Source organism: Pseudomonas sp. MH10, assembly GCF_034353045.1.
Taxonomy (GTDB): domain Bacteria; phylum Pseudomonadota; class Gammaproteobacteria; order Pseudomonadales; family Pseudomonadaceae; genus Aquipseudomonas.
Window position 1 is genome coordinate 2359721 of sequence record NZ_CP133783.1, and the last position, 15807, is coordinate 2375527.

The 15807-nt window shown below is 56.8% G+C and carries 17 protein-coding genes and 1 pseudogene; 6 read left to right on the plus strand and 12 right to left on the minus strand.

From position 1 onward, the window contains the following. Nucleotides 1-65: 65 nt before the first annotated feature. The 8 genes from RHM59_RS10545 to ffh form a co-directional block, all read right to left on the minus strand. Complete coding sequence (locus RHM59_RS10545) at nucleotides 66-1370, minus strand: homoserine dehydrogenase (protein WP_322168009.1); 1305 nt, start codon at nucleotides 1368-1370, stop codon at nucleotides 66-68. A gap of 135 nt (nucleotides 1371-1505) precedes the next feature. Next, nucleotides 1506-2246, minus strand: coding sequence for a bifunctional protein-disulfide isomerase/oxidoreductase DsbC (dsbC, locus tag RHM59_RS10550; RefSeq protein ID WP_322168008.1), 741 nt, complete (start codon nucleotides 2244-2246; stop codon nucleotides 1506-1508). A 163-nt stretch (nucleotides 2247-2409) separates the two neighbouring features. Beyond that, complete coding sequence (xerD, locus tag RHM59_RS10555; protein ID WP_322286524.1) at nucleotides 2410-3306, minus strand: site-specific tyrosine recombinase XerD; 897 nt, start codon at nucleotides 3304-3306, stop codon at nucleotides 2410-2412. Nucleotides 3307-3523: 217 nt separating this feature from the next. Next, the gene (gene rplS / locus RHM59_RS10560) at nucleotides 3524-3874 is read right to left on the minus strand and encodes a 50S ribosomal protein L19 (RefSeq protein ID WP_296248607.1); all 351 of its coding nucleotides are present in this window, start codon (nucleotides 3872-3874) and stop codon (nucleotides 3524-3526) included. A 43-nt stretch (nucleotides 3875-3917) separates the two neighbouring features. Continuing rightward, entirely contained in the window at nucleotides 3918-4670 is a 753-nt protein-coding gene (gene trmD / locus RHM59_RS10565; RefSeq protein WP_322168006.1) for a tRNA (guanosine(37)-N1)-methyltransferase TrmD, read from the minus strand. A gap of 5 nt (nucleotides 4671-4675) precedes the next feature. Further along, nucleotides 4676-5212: a ribosome maturation factor RimM gene (gene rimM / locus RHM59_RS10570; protein WP_322168005.1), complete on the minus strand. Its 537-nt coding sequence runs from the start codon at nucleotides 5210-5212 to the stop codon at nucleotides 4676-4678. Between the two features lie 5 nt (nucleotides 5213-5217). Next, entirely contained in the window at nucleotides 5218-5469 is a 252-nt protein-coding gene (gene rpsP, locus RHM59_RS10575; protein WP_297846527.1) for a 30S ribosomal protein S16, read from the minus strand. Nucleotides 5470-5696: 227 nt separating this feature from the next. Continuing rightward, complete coding sequence (gene ffh / locus RHM59_RS10580; RefSeq protein ID WP_322168004.1) at nucleotides 5697-7073, minus strand: signal recognition particle protein; 1377 nt, start codon at nucleotides 7071-7073, stop codon at nucleotides 5697-5699. Nucleotides 7074-7318: 245 nt separating this feature from the next. On the opposite strand from ffh, the gene RHM59_RS10585 reads away from it, so the two are divergent. From RHM59_RS10585 to RHM59_RS10595, 3 genes are all read left to right on the plus strand, one after another. Then, complete coding sequence (locus RHM59_RS10585; RefSeq protein WP_322168003.1) at nucleotides 7319-8131, plus strand: cytochrome C assembly family protein; 813 nt, start codon at nucleotides 7319-7321, stop codon at nucleotides 8129-8131. Between the two features lie 14 nt (nucleotides 8132-8145). Continuing rightward, entirely contained in the window at nucleotides 8146-9393 is a 1248-nt protein-coding gene (locus RHM59_RS10590) for an HlyC/CorC family transporter (protein ID WP_322168002.1), read from the plus strand. A gap of 100 nt (nucleotides 9394-9493) precedes the next feature. Beyond that, on the plus strand, nucleotides 9494-10801 hold the full coding sequence (locus RHM59_RS10595; protein WP_416195092.1) for an MFS transporter: 1308 nt from the start codon (nucleotides 9494-9496) through the stop codon (nucleotides 10799-10801). 90 nt (nucleotides 10802-10891) lie between these two features. Here RHM59_RS10595 and purT read toward each other — a convergent pair whose 3' ends face one another. The 4 genes from purT to RHM59_RS10615 all read right to left on the minus strand — a co-directional run bounded on the left by purT (nucleotide 10892) and on the right by RHM59_RS10615 (nucleotide 13585). Then, nucleotides 10892-12073, minus strand: coding sequence for a formate-dependent phosphoribosylglycinamide formyltransferase (purT, locus tag RHM59_RS10600; RefSeq protein WP_322168000.1), 1182 nt, complete (start codon nucleotides 12071-12073; stop codon nucleotides 10892-10894). Between the two features lie 130 nt (nucleotides 12074-12203). After that, nucleotides 12204-12416, minus strand: a complete 213-nt coding sequence (locus RHM59_RS10605) for a DUF1289 domain-containing protein (protein WP_416194758.1) — start codon at nucleotides 12414-12416, stop codon at nucleotides 12204-12206. Then, the gene (locus RHM59_RS10610) at nucleotides 12416-12940 is read right to left on the minus strand and encodes a gamma carbonic anhydrase family protein (RefSeq protein WP_322167998.1); all 525 of its coding nucleotides are present in this window, start codon (nucleotides 12938-12940) and stop codon (nucleotides 12416-12418) included. The genes RHM59_RS10605 and RHM59_RS10610 overlap by 1 nt, the downstream gene beginning before the upstream one ends. Nucleotides 12941-12979: 39 nt before the next feature. After that, complete coding sequence (locus tag RHM59_RS10615) at nucleotides 12980-13585, minus strand: CoA pyrophosphatase (protein ID WP_322286526.1); 606 nt, start codon at nucleotides 13583-13585, stop codon at nucleotides 12980-12982. Nucleotides 13586-13765: 180 nt separating this feature from the next. Between RHM59_RS10615 and RHM59_RS10620 the strand changes: the two genes are divergently transcribed. The 3 genes and pseudogenes from RHM59_RS10620 to RHM59_RS10630 all read left to right on the plus strand — a co-directional run bounded on the left by RHM59_RS10620 (nucleotide 13766) and on the right by RHM59_RS10630 (nucleotide 15773). Then, nucleotides 13766-14317 (plus strand): NUDIX hydrolase, encoded by a 552-nt coding sequence (locus tag RHM59_RS10620; protein ID WP_322286527.1) that lies wholly within the window; start codon nucleotides 13766-13768, stop codon nucleotides 14315-14317. Between the two features lie 201 nt (nucleotides 14318-14518). After that, nucleotides 14519-14935, plus strand: a pseudogene (locus RHM59_RS10625) (L,D-transpeptidase family protein); the annotation flags it as partial. Nucleotides 14936-15041: 106 nt separating this feature from the next. Then, a complete protein-coding gene (locus RHM59_RS10630) occupies nucleotides 15042-15773 on the plus strand; it encodes a GntR family transcriptional regulator (protein WP_322286528.1) in 732 nt (243 codons plus the stop codon). Nucleotides 15774-15807 lie beyond the last annotated feature (34 nt).

The window sequence follows — 15807 nt, forward strand, 5'->3', positions numbered from 1 at the left end:
TTGCCGCGATGTTGATTTGCTTTTACTTGAAGCTTAAAGCTTGAAGCTTGTCTCTGATCGCTGCCTCAGTTCAAATGTTCGACGCGAATACGAACGACCGGTCCAACGACGTCCTGCAAGGCTTCCAGTGCTTCGATGGCATCGTTCATCCGTTGCTCCAGCACGCTGTGGGTCAACAGAATCATCGGCACCAGGCCGTCGTGTTCTTCGACTTCCTTCTGCATGATCGATTCGATGTTGATCCCGCGTTCCGACAGGATGCTCGCCACCTGCGCCAGGACGCCAGGGTGATCCTTGGCCTGTATGCGCAGGTAATAGGCGCTTTCACAGGCTTCGATCGGCAGAATCGGATGCGCGGACAACGAGTCTGGCTGGAAAGCCAGGTGCGGCACGCGGTTCTCCGGGTCGGAGGTCATGGCGCGAACCACGTCCACCAGATCAGCGATCACTGATGAAGCGGTAGGCTCCATGCCGGCGCCGGCGCCGTAGAACAAGGTCGAACCCGCAGCATCGCCATTGACCATCACGGCGTTCATCACGCCATTGACGTTAGCGATCAGACGGTCAGCAGGGATTAGCGTCGGGTGCACCCGCAACTCGATACCGGCGGCGGTGCTGCGTGCCACGCCCAAGTGCTTGATACGATAACCCAGCGCTTCGGCGTAGTTCACGTCCGCCGTGGTCAGCTTGGTGATGCCTTCGGTGTAAGCCTTGTCGAACTGCAACGGAATACCGAAAGCAATGGACGCAAGAATGGTCAGTTTGTGCGCAGCATCGATGCCTTCAACGTCGAAGGTCGGATCGGCTTCGGCGTAGCCCAGTGCCTGGGCTTGTGCCAGCACGTCTGGAAAGGTCCGGCCCTTCTCACGCATTTCGGTGAGGATAAAGTTACCGGTACCGTTAATGATCCCGGCCACCCAATTGATACGGTTGGCGGCAAGCCCTTCACGAATCGCCTTGATCACCGGAATACCGCCAGCCACTGCAGCTTCGAACGCAACGATCACGCCCATTTCCCGGGCTTTGGCGAAAATTTCGTTACCGTGGACAGCGATCAACGCTTTGTTGGCGGTCACAACGTGCTTGCCGTTTTCAATGGCTTTGAGCACCAGTTCGCGAGCAACGGTGTAGCCGCCGATCAGCTCGATAACGATGTCGATTTCAGGGTTAGTCGCCACAGCGAAAACATCAGCGGTCGTAGGGGTATCAGCAATGTGGCATTTGGGGTTTGGCCGACGCATACCAATTTGCGCGACTTCAATGCCACGCCCGGCACGGCGAGCGATTTCCTCAGCGTTACGTTGAAGCACATTAAACGTGCCCGCACCGACAGTACCTAGTCCACAGATGCCTACTTTGACCGGTTTCACTCTGAACTCCCCATAAAACGGCCGACGCAAGGCCGGCCGTGAAAACCGCCACCCGCTACGAGGTGGCTCTATTAATGAAGCGGCGGTTGATACCGCGCGCCTTTGTTCGTCAGAGGCTAACCCTGCCAGGCAGGATTATTGGGCGCTCAACGCCAACTTGGCCACTTGCGGGGCTGGCTGATAACCCGGAATGACCTGACCGTCTGCCAGCACAATGGCTGGCGTACCGTTCACGCCAATCGACTGGCCCATGGCGTATTGTTTCGGCACAGGGTTGGCGCATTTAGGCGCATCGATATTCTTGCCGGCGACCATACGGTCCATGGCGCTTTTCTTATCCTTGGAACACCAGACTGCTTGCAGCTGCTCGTCGCCAGGAGAACCCAAACCTTGGCGAGGGAACGCCAGGTAGCGAACTTCGATGCCCAGACGATTCAGTTCCGGCACTTCGGCATGCAACTTGTGGCAATAAGGGCAGGTGGTGTCGGTGAACACGGTGATGTGCGACTTGGTTTCACCGATGGCGGGGTAAACCACCATCTCAGCGGCAGGAATACCATTGATCGTTTTTGAAATAGCCAGACGCTCGGCCTTCTCGGTCAGGTTGACCGGCTTGCCGTCTTGCATCTGGAACAAGTAACCCTGCATCACAAACTGACCATCAGCGCTGGCATACAGGACGCGGCCGCCTTGGAGTTTCACTTCGTACAGATCATTCAGCGGGCTGGCCGCAATGCTGTCGATCGGCACGTCGAGCTTCAGCGTGTCGAGGGTTTTGCGGATGGCTTTATCAGCGGCATCGTCAGCCTGGGCAAACATACTTAACGAACTGGCCAACACAATAGCAGCGGCGGCGAAAATCTGGGGCACGCGCATGGGATCTCCTTGGGCGATGGTCTATGGGGTGCTAATAACGGCGATCGCGCAGGACCGAAGGCGTTTTAGTAATGCCCAATTTGCTAACCGGCAAAGCCTATCACATAAGGGCTGCGAGGCCGACTTCGGCTGATGTAGGACCGGTCGGAAAAACACCTGCGCTTTACCCTCGCGGATGGTGTTTGGCGTGCAGTTCTTGCAACCGTGCGCGGGCCACATGGGTGTAGATTTGCGTAGTGGATAAATCACTGTGTCCCAACAACATCTGGACCACGCGCAGGTCGGCGCCGTGATTGAGCAAATGCGTGGCGAACGCATGGCGCAACGTGTGCGGCGACAGCGATTTGCTGATGCCTGCGACCATGGCGTGGTGCTTGATCCGGTGCCAAAACGTCTGCCGGGTCATTTGCTCACCGCGCAGGCTGGGGAACAGCACATCGCTTGGGCGTCCGTTCAGCAACTCAGATCGAGCATCACGCATGTAGCGTTCGATCCAGACGATAGCCTCCTCCCCCATCGGCACCAAGCGCTCCTTGCTGCCCTTGCCCATCACCCGCAATACACCCTGACGTAGGTTCACTTGTTCAAGGGTCAAGCTGATCAATTCAGTGACTCGCAAGCCACAGGCGTAAAGCACTTCGAGCATGGCGCGGTCACGCTGACCGATGACTTCGCTTAAGTCAGGCGCGGCCAGCAACGCCTCGACGTCGGCTTCAGACAAGGATTTTGGCAACGGCCTGCCCAATTGCGGCATGTCGACTTGCAACGTCGGATCGACATGGATCAGCTTTTCGCGCAATAAATACCGATAGAACCCTCGAACACCTGACAGAAAGCGCGCCGTCGAGCGCGGCTTATAGGTTTTTTCCAGGCGCCATGCCAGGTGATCCAGAATCAGCTCACGACCGGCCTGATCAAGCTCAATGCCTTGTTCCTGGAGCCAACCATTGAACAAAGCCAAGTCGCTGCGATACGCATCACGAGTATTATCCGACAGGCCTTTTTCCAACCATAAGGCATCTAGAAAACGGTCGATCAAAGGGTGGTCGATGGCGGGCATAGGTGAGCGATTTCTGCAAAAAAAGGAATAGAGGGAGTTTTTCACAAAAGAGAGCGCAGGACGATCCCTGTGTAGGAGCCAACTTGTTGGCGAGGCGGTGAGTCTGGCAGAACACATCAAGCCCTCTCGCCAACAAGTTGGCTCCTACAGAAACTTTTATTCAGCCCACAAAAAAGCAGCCCTTAGGCTGCTTTTTTCACATCGGAAAAAACTGAAATCAGGACAGTTTTTCTTTGATGCGAGCTGCTTTACCGGACAGGTCACGCAGGTAGTACAGTTTGGCTTTGCGAACGTCACCGCGACGTTTCACTGCCATGCTGTCGATTTGCGGGCTGTAGGTCTGGAAAGTACGCTCAACGCCAACACCGTTGGAGATTTTACGAACAGTGAAAGCACTGTTCACACCACGGTTACGCTTGGCAATTACTACGCCTTCGAACGCTTGCAGACGCGAACGGTCGCCTTCCTTCACTTTCACCTGAACGACAACAGTGTCGCCCGGGGCAAAGGGAGGGATCTCTTTAGTCATCTGCTCAGCTTCGAGTTGCAGAATGATTTTGTTAGTCATGCTGTGCTCCTAAGGCAGATCATCAAGATCTACCATCGATACGTTAACTATCGTCCCGCTCGCGAATATATTCCGCCAGCAGCTTTTTCTCTTCTCCAGAAAGCGAGCGGCTTTCCAGAAGATCGGGTCGTCGTTCATAGGTCCGCCCAAGGGACTGCTGTAAACGCCAACGCCGGATATGTGCGTGATTGCCACTTAGCAACACGTCGGGAACACGCTGATCCGCATACACCTCCGGTCGGGTGTAGTGCGGGCAATCCAGCAGACCATCTGTGAAGGAATCTTCCTCCGCAGAGTCCGCATGCCCTAAAGCTCCAGGCAGCAGCCGCGTAACCGCATCTATCAGGACCATCGCCGGCAGCTCGCCACCGGAAAGTACATAGTCGCCAATCGACCACTCTTCATCGACATGAGCTTCAATAAAACGCTCGTCAATGCCTTCATAACGACCTGCGATGAGGATAAAAGCCTCCCCTTGCGCCAGTTCGCGTACCGCCGACTGAGTCAGCTGACGGCCTTGTGGCGACAGGTAAATAACCTTCGCCGCGTCCCCTGCTGCCTGCCTGGCCTGAACCAGAGCATCTTCCAGAGGCTTGATCTTCATCACCATGCCCGGACCACCGCCAAAAGGGCGATCATCAACAGTGTGGTGACGATCAGTGGTGTAGTCCCGCGGATTCCAACAAGTCAGCTGTAGCAGCCCTTGTTTCACCGCACGGCTGGTAATGCCGTAGTCGCTGATGGCGGAAAACATCTCGGGGAACAGACTGATCACTTCTACGCGCAGGCTAGCCATTTCGCTTAGAAGTCCGCATCCCAATCCACCTTCATCTCGCCGGCACCAAGGTCGACTGCCAACACGCATTGCTCTGTATAGGGCAACAAGCGTTCGCGATCATCCAGGCTGCCTGCACAAGGCTTGACCACCATTACATCATTCGAGCCGGTTTCCAGCAGGTGATCAATCTTCCCGAGCAATTGCCCGAGTTGGTCGATGACCTGGAGACCTTCAAGCTGGTACCAGTAGTACTCGCCGTCGGTCAGATCAGGGAACAGGTTACGCGGAACGCAGATTTCAAAACCGGCCAGAAGACGAGCTTCTTCACGGTCATCGAGACCTTTGATCTTTGCCACCAGAAACTTGTTTTGCAAGCGTCCACTGACCAGCTCTACCTGTCGTACTTCACCGTCGCGCCGAAGCGTGAGGTGTTTGTAATCCAGGAGGTTACCAATTGGATCAGTAAAGGAAAAAACCTTCACTTCGCCGCGAACGCCGTGAATAGAGTAGATCTTGCCGATAACGATCAAATCATCTGCAATGGTTGGCGTCGCGTTCATATTGCTCAGGCCGCAGCCTTAGCATTGTCCTTCAACAACTGAGCAACACGCTCAGAAGGTTGTGCACCAACGCTCAGCCAGTAGGCAACGCGTTCGTTGTTCACAGACAGGCGGATTTCTTGACCACGAGCAACCGGGTTAAAGAAACCAACTTGTTCTTTGTGTGAACCGTCGCGCGGGTTGCGGCTGTCGGTCACGGTCAAATGGTAAAACGGGCGCTTTTTGGAGCCGCCAAGGGCAAGACGGATGGTAAGCATATAAGCATCGTTCCTGTAGTCGTGCTGCAAATCTAAGATGCACAACGGGCATAGGTGCCCGAAAGGCCGCATATTCTAAGGAATATCCGCACTTTTGCAAATGTCTTTTTCAGGCGCCTGCCGGCATGCCACTGAGATCTGCTATGGAGCCGCTGTAAACAGCGGCATTTCAATCCCGCCAGAAGCGGAATTACTGGAGGCGAACCTCCCAGTGAGGGGTGCTGCAATTACATTTTCGGGCCGGTGCGGCCGGGCATCATTCCGCCCATTCCGCGCATCATTTTTGCCATGCCGCCTTTTGCAGAGAACTTTTTCATCATTTTCTGCATTTGTTTGTGCTGCTTGATCAGGCGCCCGATGTCCTGCACCTGAGTACCTGAACCCAAAGAGATCCGACGCTTGCGCGAGCCGCTGATCAAGTCCGGGTCACGACGCTCGGCCGGAGTCATCGAGTTGATGATGGCTTCCATCTGCTTGAACTGCTTCTCAGCCGCGCCTTGAGCGTTGCCCATTTGAGCCACGTTCATGCCGCCGATGCTTGGCAGTTTGTCCATGAGACCGCCGAGGCCGCCCATGTTTTTCATCTGTTGCAGCTGGTCGCGGAAGTCTTCGAGGTCGAAGCCCTTACCCTTCTTCAGTTTTTGCGCGAGCTTGTCGGCTTTTTCTTTGTCGAGGCCCTGCTCGGCTTGCTCGATCAGACTGAGCACATCGCCCATACCAAGGATGCGCGACGCAATACGGTCCGGGTGGAACGGTTCGAGCGCGTCGCTCTTTTCGCCCATGCCGATGAACTTGATCGGTTTGCCAGTGATGGCCCGAACCGACAGGGCAGCACCACCGCGTGCATCACCGTCGACCTTGGTTAGAATTACACCGGTCAATGGCAGCGCGTCGCCGAAAGCCTTGGCGGTATTGGCGGCATCCTGACCGGTCATGGCGTCAACCACGAACAGGGTTTCGGCCGGCTTGACTGCCGCGTGCAAGGCCTGAATCTCGCCCATCATCTCGACATCGATGTGCAAGCGGCCGGCGGTATCGACAATAACGACGTCGATGAATTTAAGCGTGGCTTCTTTAATCGCTGCCAGGGCGATATCGACTGGCTTCTGGCTGATATCGGAGGCGAAAAAGGTAACGCCGACTTCGTTAGCCAGGGTTTCCAGCTGTTTGATGGCGGCAGGACGATAAACGTCGACTGACACCACCATGACGCTTTTCTTTCTGCGCTCTTTCAGGAAGCGCGCGAGCTTGGCGGCCGTGGTGGTTTTACCCGCACCCTGCAGACCGGCCATCAACACGACAGCGGGCGGCGTAACGTTGAGCACCAGATCTTCGTTGGCCGCACCCATCAACGCTTCAAGTTCGGCCTGAACGATCTTCACGAACGCCTGACCCGGTGTCAGGCTGCGCGAGACTTCGGTGCCGACAGCGCGGTCTCTGACCTTGTTAACGAAGTCTTTGACCACCGGCAAGGCGACGTCGGCTTCGAGCAACGCCATACGCACTTCGCGCAACGTATCCTTGATGTTGTCTTCATTCAACTTGGCCTTGCCAGTAACATGGCGCAGCGTCAGCGATAGACGTTCGGTAAGATTTTCAAACATGCGCGATCCTTTCAGGTTCCTGGTGAACCCACGGTTGGTGCGGCCCGGCTCGTGGTAGCCCTGCCTATAAGCAGAGGCTAAACAGCTGTTGAAAATAGCCTTCGACGAGCCTGCGACTTGAGCAGGTGGCGGATTATAGCGAAGACTCTGCTGGACGGACACCATGGAGTCTGCTTCTGTAGTCTTTCGTCAAATGTCAGTTCTATGCGAAACTCAGCGCCTTTCGGGCTTGCCTAACAGGATTTATGCTCCCCTTGCCACCCAGTCTGCTACCCAGCCTCGCCGCCGCTTGTCTATATGCCGCTGCGACCCTCTATCAAGCGCTTCGTTTGAAGCAAGGCGCCAAGGCCGATAAACGGCTGCTTTGCCTGCTTGGCACCTTTGCGGTGCTCGCACACACGGTCGCCCTTTATTCCCAATTGATCCGGCCGATCGGCTTGGGGCTGGATTTTTTTAGCGCCGCCAGCATGATCGCCATCGCCATCATTGTTGTGACGATGATCGCCTGCGCGCGAATCCCGGTGGAAAACCTCTTGGTGCTGGTGTTTCCGCTAGGACTCGTGACCGCGCTGCTCGGTCAATTCGCCCCCAGTGGCACGGTACAGATCATCAATGAAGAACCTGGCATTCTGAGCCACATCGCGCTGTCGATTCTGGCTTACGGCATGTTCACCATCGCGGTGTTACAGGCCTTGCTGTTGCTGGTGCAAGATCACCGCCTCAAGCATAAGCATCCATCGGGCCTGATCAAAAATTTCCCGCCACTGCAAACCATGGAAAGCCTGCTGTTCGGTTTCCTGTGGGCGGGTTGGATCCTGCTGTCGCTGTCCCTTATCTCGGGCTGGCTGTTCCTCGAGAACCTGTTCGCTCAACATCTGGTGCACAAAACACTGCTCGCCTGCCTGGCGTGGCTGGTGTTCAGCGTGCTGTTGTGGGGACGCAATCGCCTCGGCTGGCGCGGTCATAAGGCTATTCGTTTGACCTTGGGCGGTTTCTGCTTGTTGATGCTGGCGTTTTTCGGCAGCAAGCTGGTACGCGAATTCATTCTGCACATCTGACGGGCACTCGAATCATGAATAACCTGCCCATCGGCCCAATGCTTGGCGTATTGGTTTTATTGCTGTTGTGGTGCGGCCTGCTAACCGCTGTGGAAAGCGCAGCGCTGCACTTGAAGGCATCGCGCCCTAGCGGTCGCAGCACCGACGCCAGCAAACCGAAACTGGCGTTCAAGCCTGCCAGCCTGATTCTAAGCAATACCCTCATCAAAGTGCTGATCACGATCATCAGCACGCTGCTGGCCTTGAATTTCTGGTACTTCAACGGTCCGACGCTGGCGTGGATACTGGTCAGCAGTGGCCTGCTCATCTTCGCCGAGTTCATGCCGCGCAAGCTGGCGGCACGTTACCCGGATGCCATCTTGATGCTGGGCAACAGCGTCTTGCGCCTACCCATGAAGCTGCTCTACCCGCTGGCATACCTGTTTTCGGCCATTGCCGACGGGTTGTTGCGCCCTTTCGGCGTCACCGACAAACCGAATATCCGTAAAGCAGACGACAATGAAATCCCCCTCGCTGTCATGCTTCACGACGGCGCGCAGGAGCATCAAGCGCGCTCACACGTGATCTCCGGGATTCATGCGCTGGACAGCATTACCGTCAACGATATCCTGGTGCCGCGCAGCGAAGTCGACGGGGTCAATCTGGATGACACCATTGAGCGCATCATCGAACAATTGATCATCTCTCGCCACACGCGGCTGCCGGTGTACCACAACGACATCAATCAGGTTGAGGGCGTGCTTAACACCCGTCAGATCAGCCATTTGTTGCCAACGGCCAAGCTCACCAAAGAAGACCTGAAAGCCGCGTGCTACGAACCCTACTTCGTACCAGAAAGCACCCCGTTGCAGTTGCAACTCCTGAACTTCCACAAGCAACAGCGCCGGCTTGGCGTGGTAGTGGATGAATATGGCGAGGTTCAAGGCATTGTCAGCCTGGAAGATATTCTCGAAGAAATCGTCGGCGAGTTTGAAAACGAACAGGATTTGGATAACCCCCACATCCATCCGCAAGCCGATGGCCGCCTGGTCATTGAAGGCGCCGCCTCGATTCGTGAGCTGAACAAGATTCTGGGCTGGCATTTGCCGTCCGACGGACCCAAGACCCTGAACGGCCTCGTGACTGAAGCATTGGAAACCATTCCGGAAAGTTCGGTGTGCCTGAAAATTGGGCCGTACCGACTGGAAATTCTCGAGACCGAGGACAATCGTGTCACTCGTGTGATGATGTGGCACAACGGCATGACTCGCGCAGTGGTCTAGCCCGTCGCGCCTCTGCCTGGCGCTGTACTAAAATGCCGTACCCAGCACGCAGCCTTACAACAATAAAAATTTCATCGGGGACACCTGCATGACCAGTTCTATGAGGTTTACTGACGACTCGTCCGTCGTCAAACCGGCCAACTCGGCCGGACGTGTTGCCATTGCCAGCTTCATTGGCACCGCCATCGAGTTCTACGACTTCTACGTCTACGCCACCGCTGCAGCACTGGTGATCGGCCCGGTATTCTTTCCGCAGACCTCCAGCTCGGCGCAAATGCTGGCAGCATTCTTGACCTTCGGTATCGCCTTTCTGGCACGACCACTGGGCTCGGCGCTGTTCGGCCACTTCGGTGATCGCATCGGGCGTAAATCGACCCTGGTCGCCTCGCTGCTGCTGATGGGCGTCTGCACCACCCTGATCGGCGTGTTGCCGGGCTACGCCACCATTGGTTTCTGGGCGCCGACGCTGTTATGCGTGCTGCGTTTCGGCCAAGGCCTGGGGCTTGGCGGTGAATGGGGCGGTGCGGCCTTGCTCGCCACGGAGAACGCGCCCAAGGGCAAGCGCGCCTGGTTCGGCATGTTTCCCCAACTGGGCCCGTCAATTGGCTTTCTGGTAGCGAACGGGCTGTTCCTGACCCTGGCCATGACCCTCTCCGACGAACAGTTCCGTTCATGGGGCTGGCGCATTCCGTTCCTGCTCAGCGCATTACTGGTGATGGTCGGCCTCTATGTGCGGTTGAAGCTTGAAGAAACACCAGTTTTCGCCAATGCCATCGCCCGTCATGAGCAAGTCAAATTGCCGATCGCTGAACTGTTCCGCCACTACTGGCGGCCAATGCTGCTCGGCGCTGCTTCGATGGTGGTGTGTTACGCGCTGTTCTATATCTCAACGGTGTTTTCCTTGAGCTACGGCGTGGCGTCTCTCGGTTACAGCCGTGAGACGTTCCTTGGCTTGCTGTGTTTCGCGGTGCTGTTCATGGCCGCTGCCACGCCCTTATCCGCCTGGGCCAGTGATCGCTTCGGACGTAAATCGGTGTTGATTGTTGGCGGTGTGCTGGCGGTACTTTCCGGGTTCACCATGGAACCACTGCTGACCCACGGCACGACCGGCGGCGTCGCGCTGTTCTTGTGCATCGAGTTGTTTTTGATGGGCGTAACGTTCGCGCCAATGGGGGCACTGCTGCCCGAACTGTTTCCGACTCGCGTGCGTTATACCGGCGCGTCAGCGGCCTACAACCTCGGCGGCATCGTCGGCGCATCCGCGGCACCGTTTTTCGCGCAAAAGCTGGTAGCAATGGGTGGTTTAAGCTGGGTCGGTGGGTATGTATCCGCGGCAGCACTGCTCAGCTTGATCGCTGTGCTGTGCCTGAAAGAAACCCGGGAACGGGATCTGGATACGATTGCCTGATAGACCGTATTAAGGTCATTCCCGAACAAATTCGGTCCCACAGAAAAACAACCTTCTGGGACCAAATTCATTCGGGAAAGCGGCGCCCGCTTACAACTGAACCTTCACCGCTCTTGAAGCGCGCATGGCTTTGGCTCGCGCCAACTCAATCGATTCGTCACGCGCCAAGGCGACGCCCATGCGGCGCTGACCGTTGACTTCCGGTTTGCCGAACAGACGCAGCGCGGTATCGGGCTCGCTGAGAGCTTCGCCAAGGTTGGCAAAGCTGGTCTGGGTGGACTTGCCTTCGACCAGAATCACCGCCGAAGCCGAGGGCCCGAATTGACGAATCAACGGAATTGGCAGACCCAGGATCGCTCGTGCATGCAGCGCGAACTGCGAAAGGTCTTGGGAAATCAGAGTTACCAGACCCGTGTCATGCGGGCGCGGTGACACTTCGCTGAACCACACTTGATCGCCCTTGATGAACAACTCGACGCCGAACACACCGCGACCACCCAAAGCCTCGGTCACGGCGAGGGCAACCCGTTCCGATTCCGCCAATGCCGCCGGGCTCATGGCCTGGGGCTGCCAGGACTCCTGATAATCGCCCTTCTCTTGGCGATGACCGACCGGCGCGCAGAACGTCGTGCCGCCGATGTGACGCACCGTCAGCAAGGTAATTTCGTAGTCGAAATCGATGAAGCCTTCGATGATCACCCGACCTTTGCCAGCGCGGCCGCCTTCTTGCGCATATTCCCAGGCTTTCTGTATATCGTCGGTGGTTTTCAGCAGGCTTTGGCCTTTGCCCGACGAACTCATGACCGGCTTGACGACGCACGGAAACCCAAGGTCTGCAACCGCTTGGCTGTAGTCCTCGAAGGAGTCGGCGAAGTGATAGGGCGAAGTCGGCAGGTCCAGCTCTTCAGCCGCCAGACGACGAATGCCTTCGCGGTTCATGGTCAACAGCGCAGCACGAGCAGTTGGAATGACCGTGAAGCCTTCGGACTCCAGTTCAACCAGGGTCGCGGTGGCGATGGCTTCGATTTCCGGCACGATGTAGTGCGGTTTTTCCGCCTCGATCACAGCACGCAAGGCGGCGCCGTCGAGCATGTTGATCACGTGACTACGGTGGGCAACCTGCATGGCCGGCGCATTGGCGTAACGGTCGACGGCAATCACTTCGACGCCCAGACGTTGCAGCTCGATGACCACTTCCTTGCCCAGCTCACCGCAACCGCAGAGCATTACACGGGTTGCAGTAGGCGACAGTGGCGTTCCGATTTGAGTCATTTCAGGTCCTCGTGGAGCAGGTCATCGAGTTCGCCCGCTGTGGCGCACGACTCGGGGGAGAAGCAAAGGCGCGCAATTTACCACGAAGCGGCCGGCAGAGGGCCTGAGGCCGGACCAGTGAGCCGCCGAATCAAGACGACGGTTTGGCGCCCACTTGCCAGAGCATGCCGCTGGCACGCGCCCGTTCGTTACACAGGCCCAGCACCAAACGGCGCTCGGCGTTGTCCATCCGGTTCCAGCCGGTGATTTCCTCGACAGTGCGCTGACAGCCGAGGCAAATATCGGCGTCATCCAGGCAACAGATACTCACGCAGGGCGACGCGACACGGCGCTCAGGATTCATCAATCGTCCTGCGGCGCCAGATCACGGGCATAGCGCTGGGCGTTATGAACGTAATGTGCAGCGCTGGCTTCAAGCATTTTCTTCTGCACATCGGTAAGTTCGCGCATGACTTTGCCGGGCGAACCCATCACCAGCGAGCCGTCGGGAATGACCTTGCCCTCGCCAATCAATGAATTGGCGCCGATCAAGCAATGCTTGCCGATCCGCGCCCCATTGAGAATCACCGAATTTATTCCAATCAAGCTGTAATCGCCGACGGTGCAGCCGTGCAGCATGACGTTGTGGCCAATGGTCACACCCTTACCAATGTTCAACGGTGACCCCATGTCGGTGTGCATCACCGTGCCGTCTTGCACATTGCTGTTTTCGCCGATATGAATCAGCTCGTTGTCGCCGCGCAGCACGGCGCCGAACCAGACGCTGGCGCCCGCCTCCAGTTTCACTTTGCCAATCAGCGTGGCAGTGGGTGCGACCCAACTTTTAGGATCGGTTTCTACACGGGAGTCGCCCAGGCGGAATTTCATCTTGTTGGTCCTCAAGGCTCTGTGGCCGTGGGTGAAGCGCTAGCTATCGAAGGTAATGAAGCGGTCGGGCGGTGTGTGAAGGCTGATTTTGCTGTCGTACAACACGTTGATCAGCTCGACGATCATGATCGCGGTCAAGCCCCATATTTTGAATTCACCGTACCGGTATGACGGCACGTACCAACTGCGGCCCTGGTAATCGATGCGGTGAGTGTGTTCGCGGGTGTCTTGACGGAAGAACTCCAACGGCACGCTGAACACGGCTGCGATCTCGCCATCATTGGGCCGGTACTCAACAAAGTCGGGAATCAGCCCGACGTAGGGTGTGACCATGATGCCGTGCTTTGAAATCAGCGGGCTTAGCGGGCCGATGATTTCAACCAGTCCCGGCGGCAGGCCAATTTCCTCCTCGGCTTCACGCAACGCGGTGAACACCAAGTCTGGATCACCGGGATCACGGCGACCTCCGGGGAACGCCACCTCTCCGCCATGGGTCGACAGACCGCTGGCGCGCAGGGTCAATATCAACTCCGGTTGTTCACTGCGCGTGATGGGCAATAACACCGCAGCCTCTGGGAAGCCGGGGCCCGCCTCAAGCGTGTTGGGTATGTGACTGCTTACGCGGCGAAGTAGCTTGTCCAGCATGGGGATCTCGGCTCTGTTGCTTACCTGGCATCATGCACCAAAGCAACGAAGCGCCCAAGCCCCTGTAGGACAAGTTGACGGTGCTCTTGGCCTTAAATGCACCGGCGAATTACACCGGCGACTTGCCGACATTGATGCGTCGCGCCAAGATAGCGGCTGCTTTCAGGAATCCAGCCCCGTATGAAATTTTGCAGCCAGTGCGGTAACCCGGTCGTCCAGCGCATCCCCGAAGGGGACAGTCGCCTGCGTTTTGTGTGTGAAACATGTCAGACCATTCATTACCAAAACCCGAATATCGTCGCCGGGGCCGTAGCCGTTTGGGGAACGCAGGTGCTGCTTTGTCGCCGCGCCATCGAGCCGCGCCTCGGGTTCTGGACCTTGCCAGCCGGTTTCATGGAGAACGGCGAGACCGTAGAAGACGCGGCCCGCCGCGAAACCGTCGAAGAAGCCTGCGCGACGTTGCGCAACATGACGCTGTACACGTTGGTCGACGTGCCTCACATCAGCCAGGTTCACGTGTTTTATCGTGCCGATCTGGTGAGCCTGGATTTTGCGGCTGGGGTCGAGAGTCTTGAAGTGCGGCTCTTCGAAGAACACGAGATCCCGTGGTCAGAGCTGGCTTTCCAGACCGTGAGACGTACTCTAGAATATTTTTATGCAGACCGGATCAAGCAGGTTTACCCGGTGCGATCAGGAGTCATTCTGCCTTCGCAACCGACGAAAAAAACCTGATTTCACAACGCTGCCGCGAAGGCCGCTTTTACCTCACCCAGGGATACCGTTTCAATGCGTTGGTTTCTCGCCGCTTTCTGCCTGTGCTTCGCGTCGTTTTCGCAGGCCGAATTTACCAAGATCATCGTTCCCAAGGGCAGCGAGCAGGCGTTTCTTGGGCAAAAAGTCATCGATACCCAAGACATCTCAGAACGCACCGTCGACAAGATACTGGTGCTCAAATCTTCCCATCAGTTGCAGTTGATCAGCCACGGCGAAGCACTGAAAACCTACCGCGTTTCACTGGGCAAATTCCCCAAGGGGCAAAAGCTCCGTGAAGGCGACCGGCACACGCCTGAAGGGTTTTACTGGTTGGACTGGCGCAAGGTCAGCGACGCCTACAACTTATCGATGCATATCTCTTACCCGAACATCAGCGACTCGGCCCGCGCCCGTCGCGAAGGCGTTAATCCGGGCAGCATGATCATGATTCACGGCACCCCGGTGGATGAGAACTACCCCGAATGGTACTTCCAGACGCTGGACTGGACCGATGGCTGCATCGCCATGAACAACACCGACATGCGCGAAGTCTGGAGCTTGGTCAAAGACGGCACCATGATCGAAATTCGGCCCTGATCAAACCCTGCGTCTGACACTTCGCATCGGCAAGTGGTCTTTGATTGGTATTGACGTGGTATCCAAGTGGTATTAGCTTGGAGTCATACCGACTGCGGGCTTCACTATGAATCCAATTCTTGCCTTGCGCCCTGACGACACTCAGGCAACGCCGCTTTATTTACAGCTCGCTCGCAATATCGAAGCCGCTATTCATGCGGGCCAATGGAAAGCCGAGCAGGCACTTCCGTCCGAACGCAACTTGAGCGAACTCCTCGGTATCTCCCGAGTCACGGCACGCAAAGCGCTGGAAATACTCTTGGATCAGGGTTTGATCCGACGCCATCAAGGCTCCGGCACCTTTATCACGCCACGCCTGGAACAACCCTTATCACGGCTTTCCAGCTTCAGCGAAATGCTCCGATTGAAAGGTTTTACCCCCAGTTCGCAATGGATCAAGCGCGAAATCGCCCTGCCGACCCACGATGAGCTGATCCGCTTGAGCCTGTCGCCCACCGATAACGTGGCGCGCCTGAAACGATTGCGAAAAGCCGATGGCACCGTCATGGCCATCGAAATGAGCACCCTGCCCGCAAAATTGTTACCCGATCCCCACGCTGTAGGTGACTCGCTGTACGCGTACCTCGACAGCATCGGTCGCCCGGTTGTGCGCGCCTTACAACACATCCGCGCAATAAACGCCTCGGTCGAGTTTGCCGCGCTGGTCGGCATCGAAACCGGCACCGCCATGCTGCTGATGACGCGCATCGGCTACCTCGACGACAACACGCCCATTGAGCTGACAGACACTTATTGCCGTGACGACTATTACGATTTCGTCGCCGAACTTCGGCGCTGACTGATCGATTTTTGTTAAAGCACACTGCCGGAGC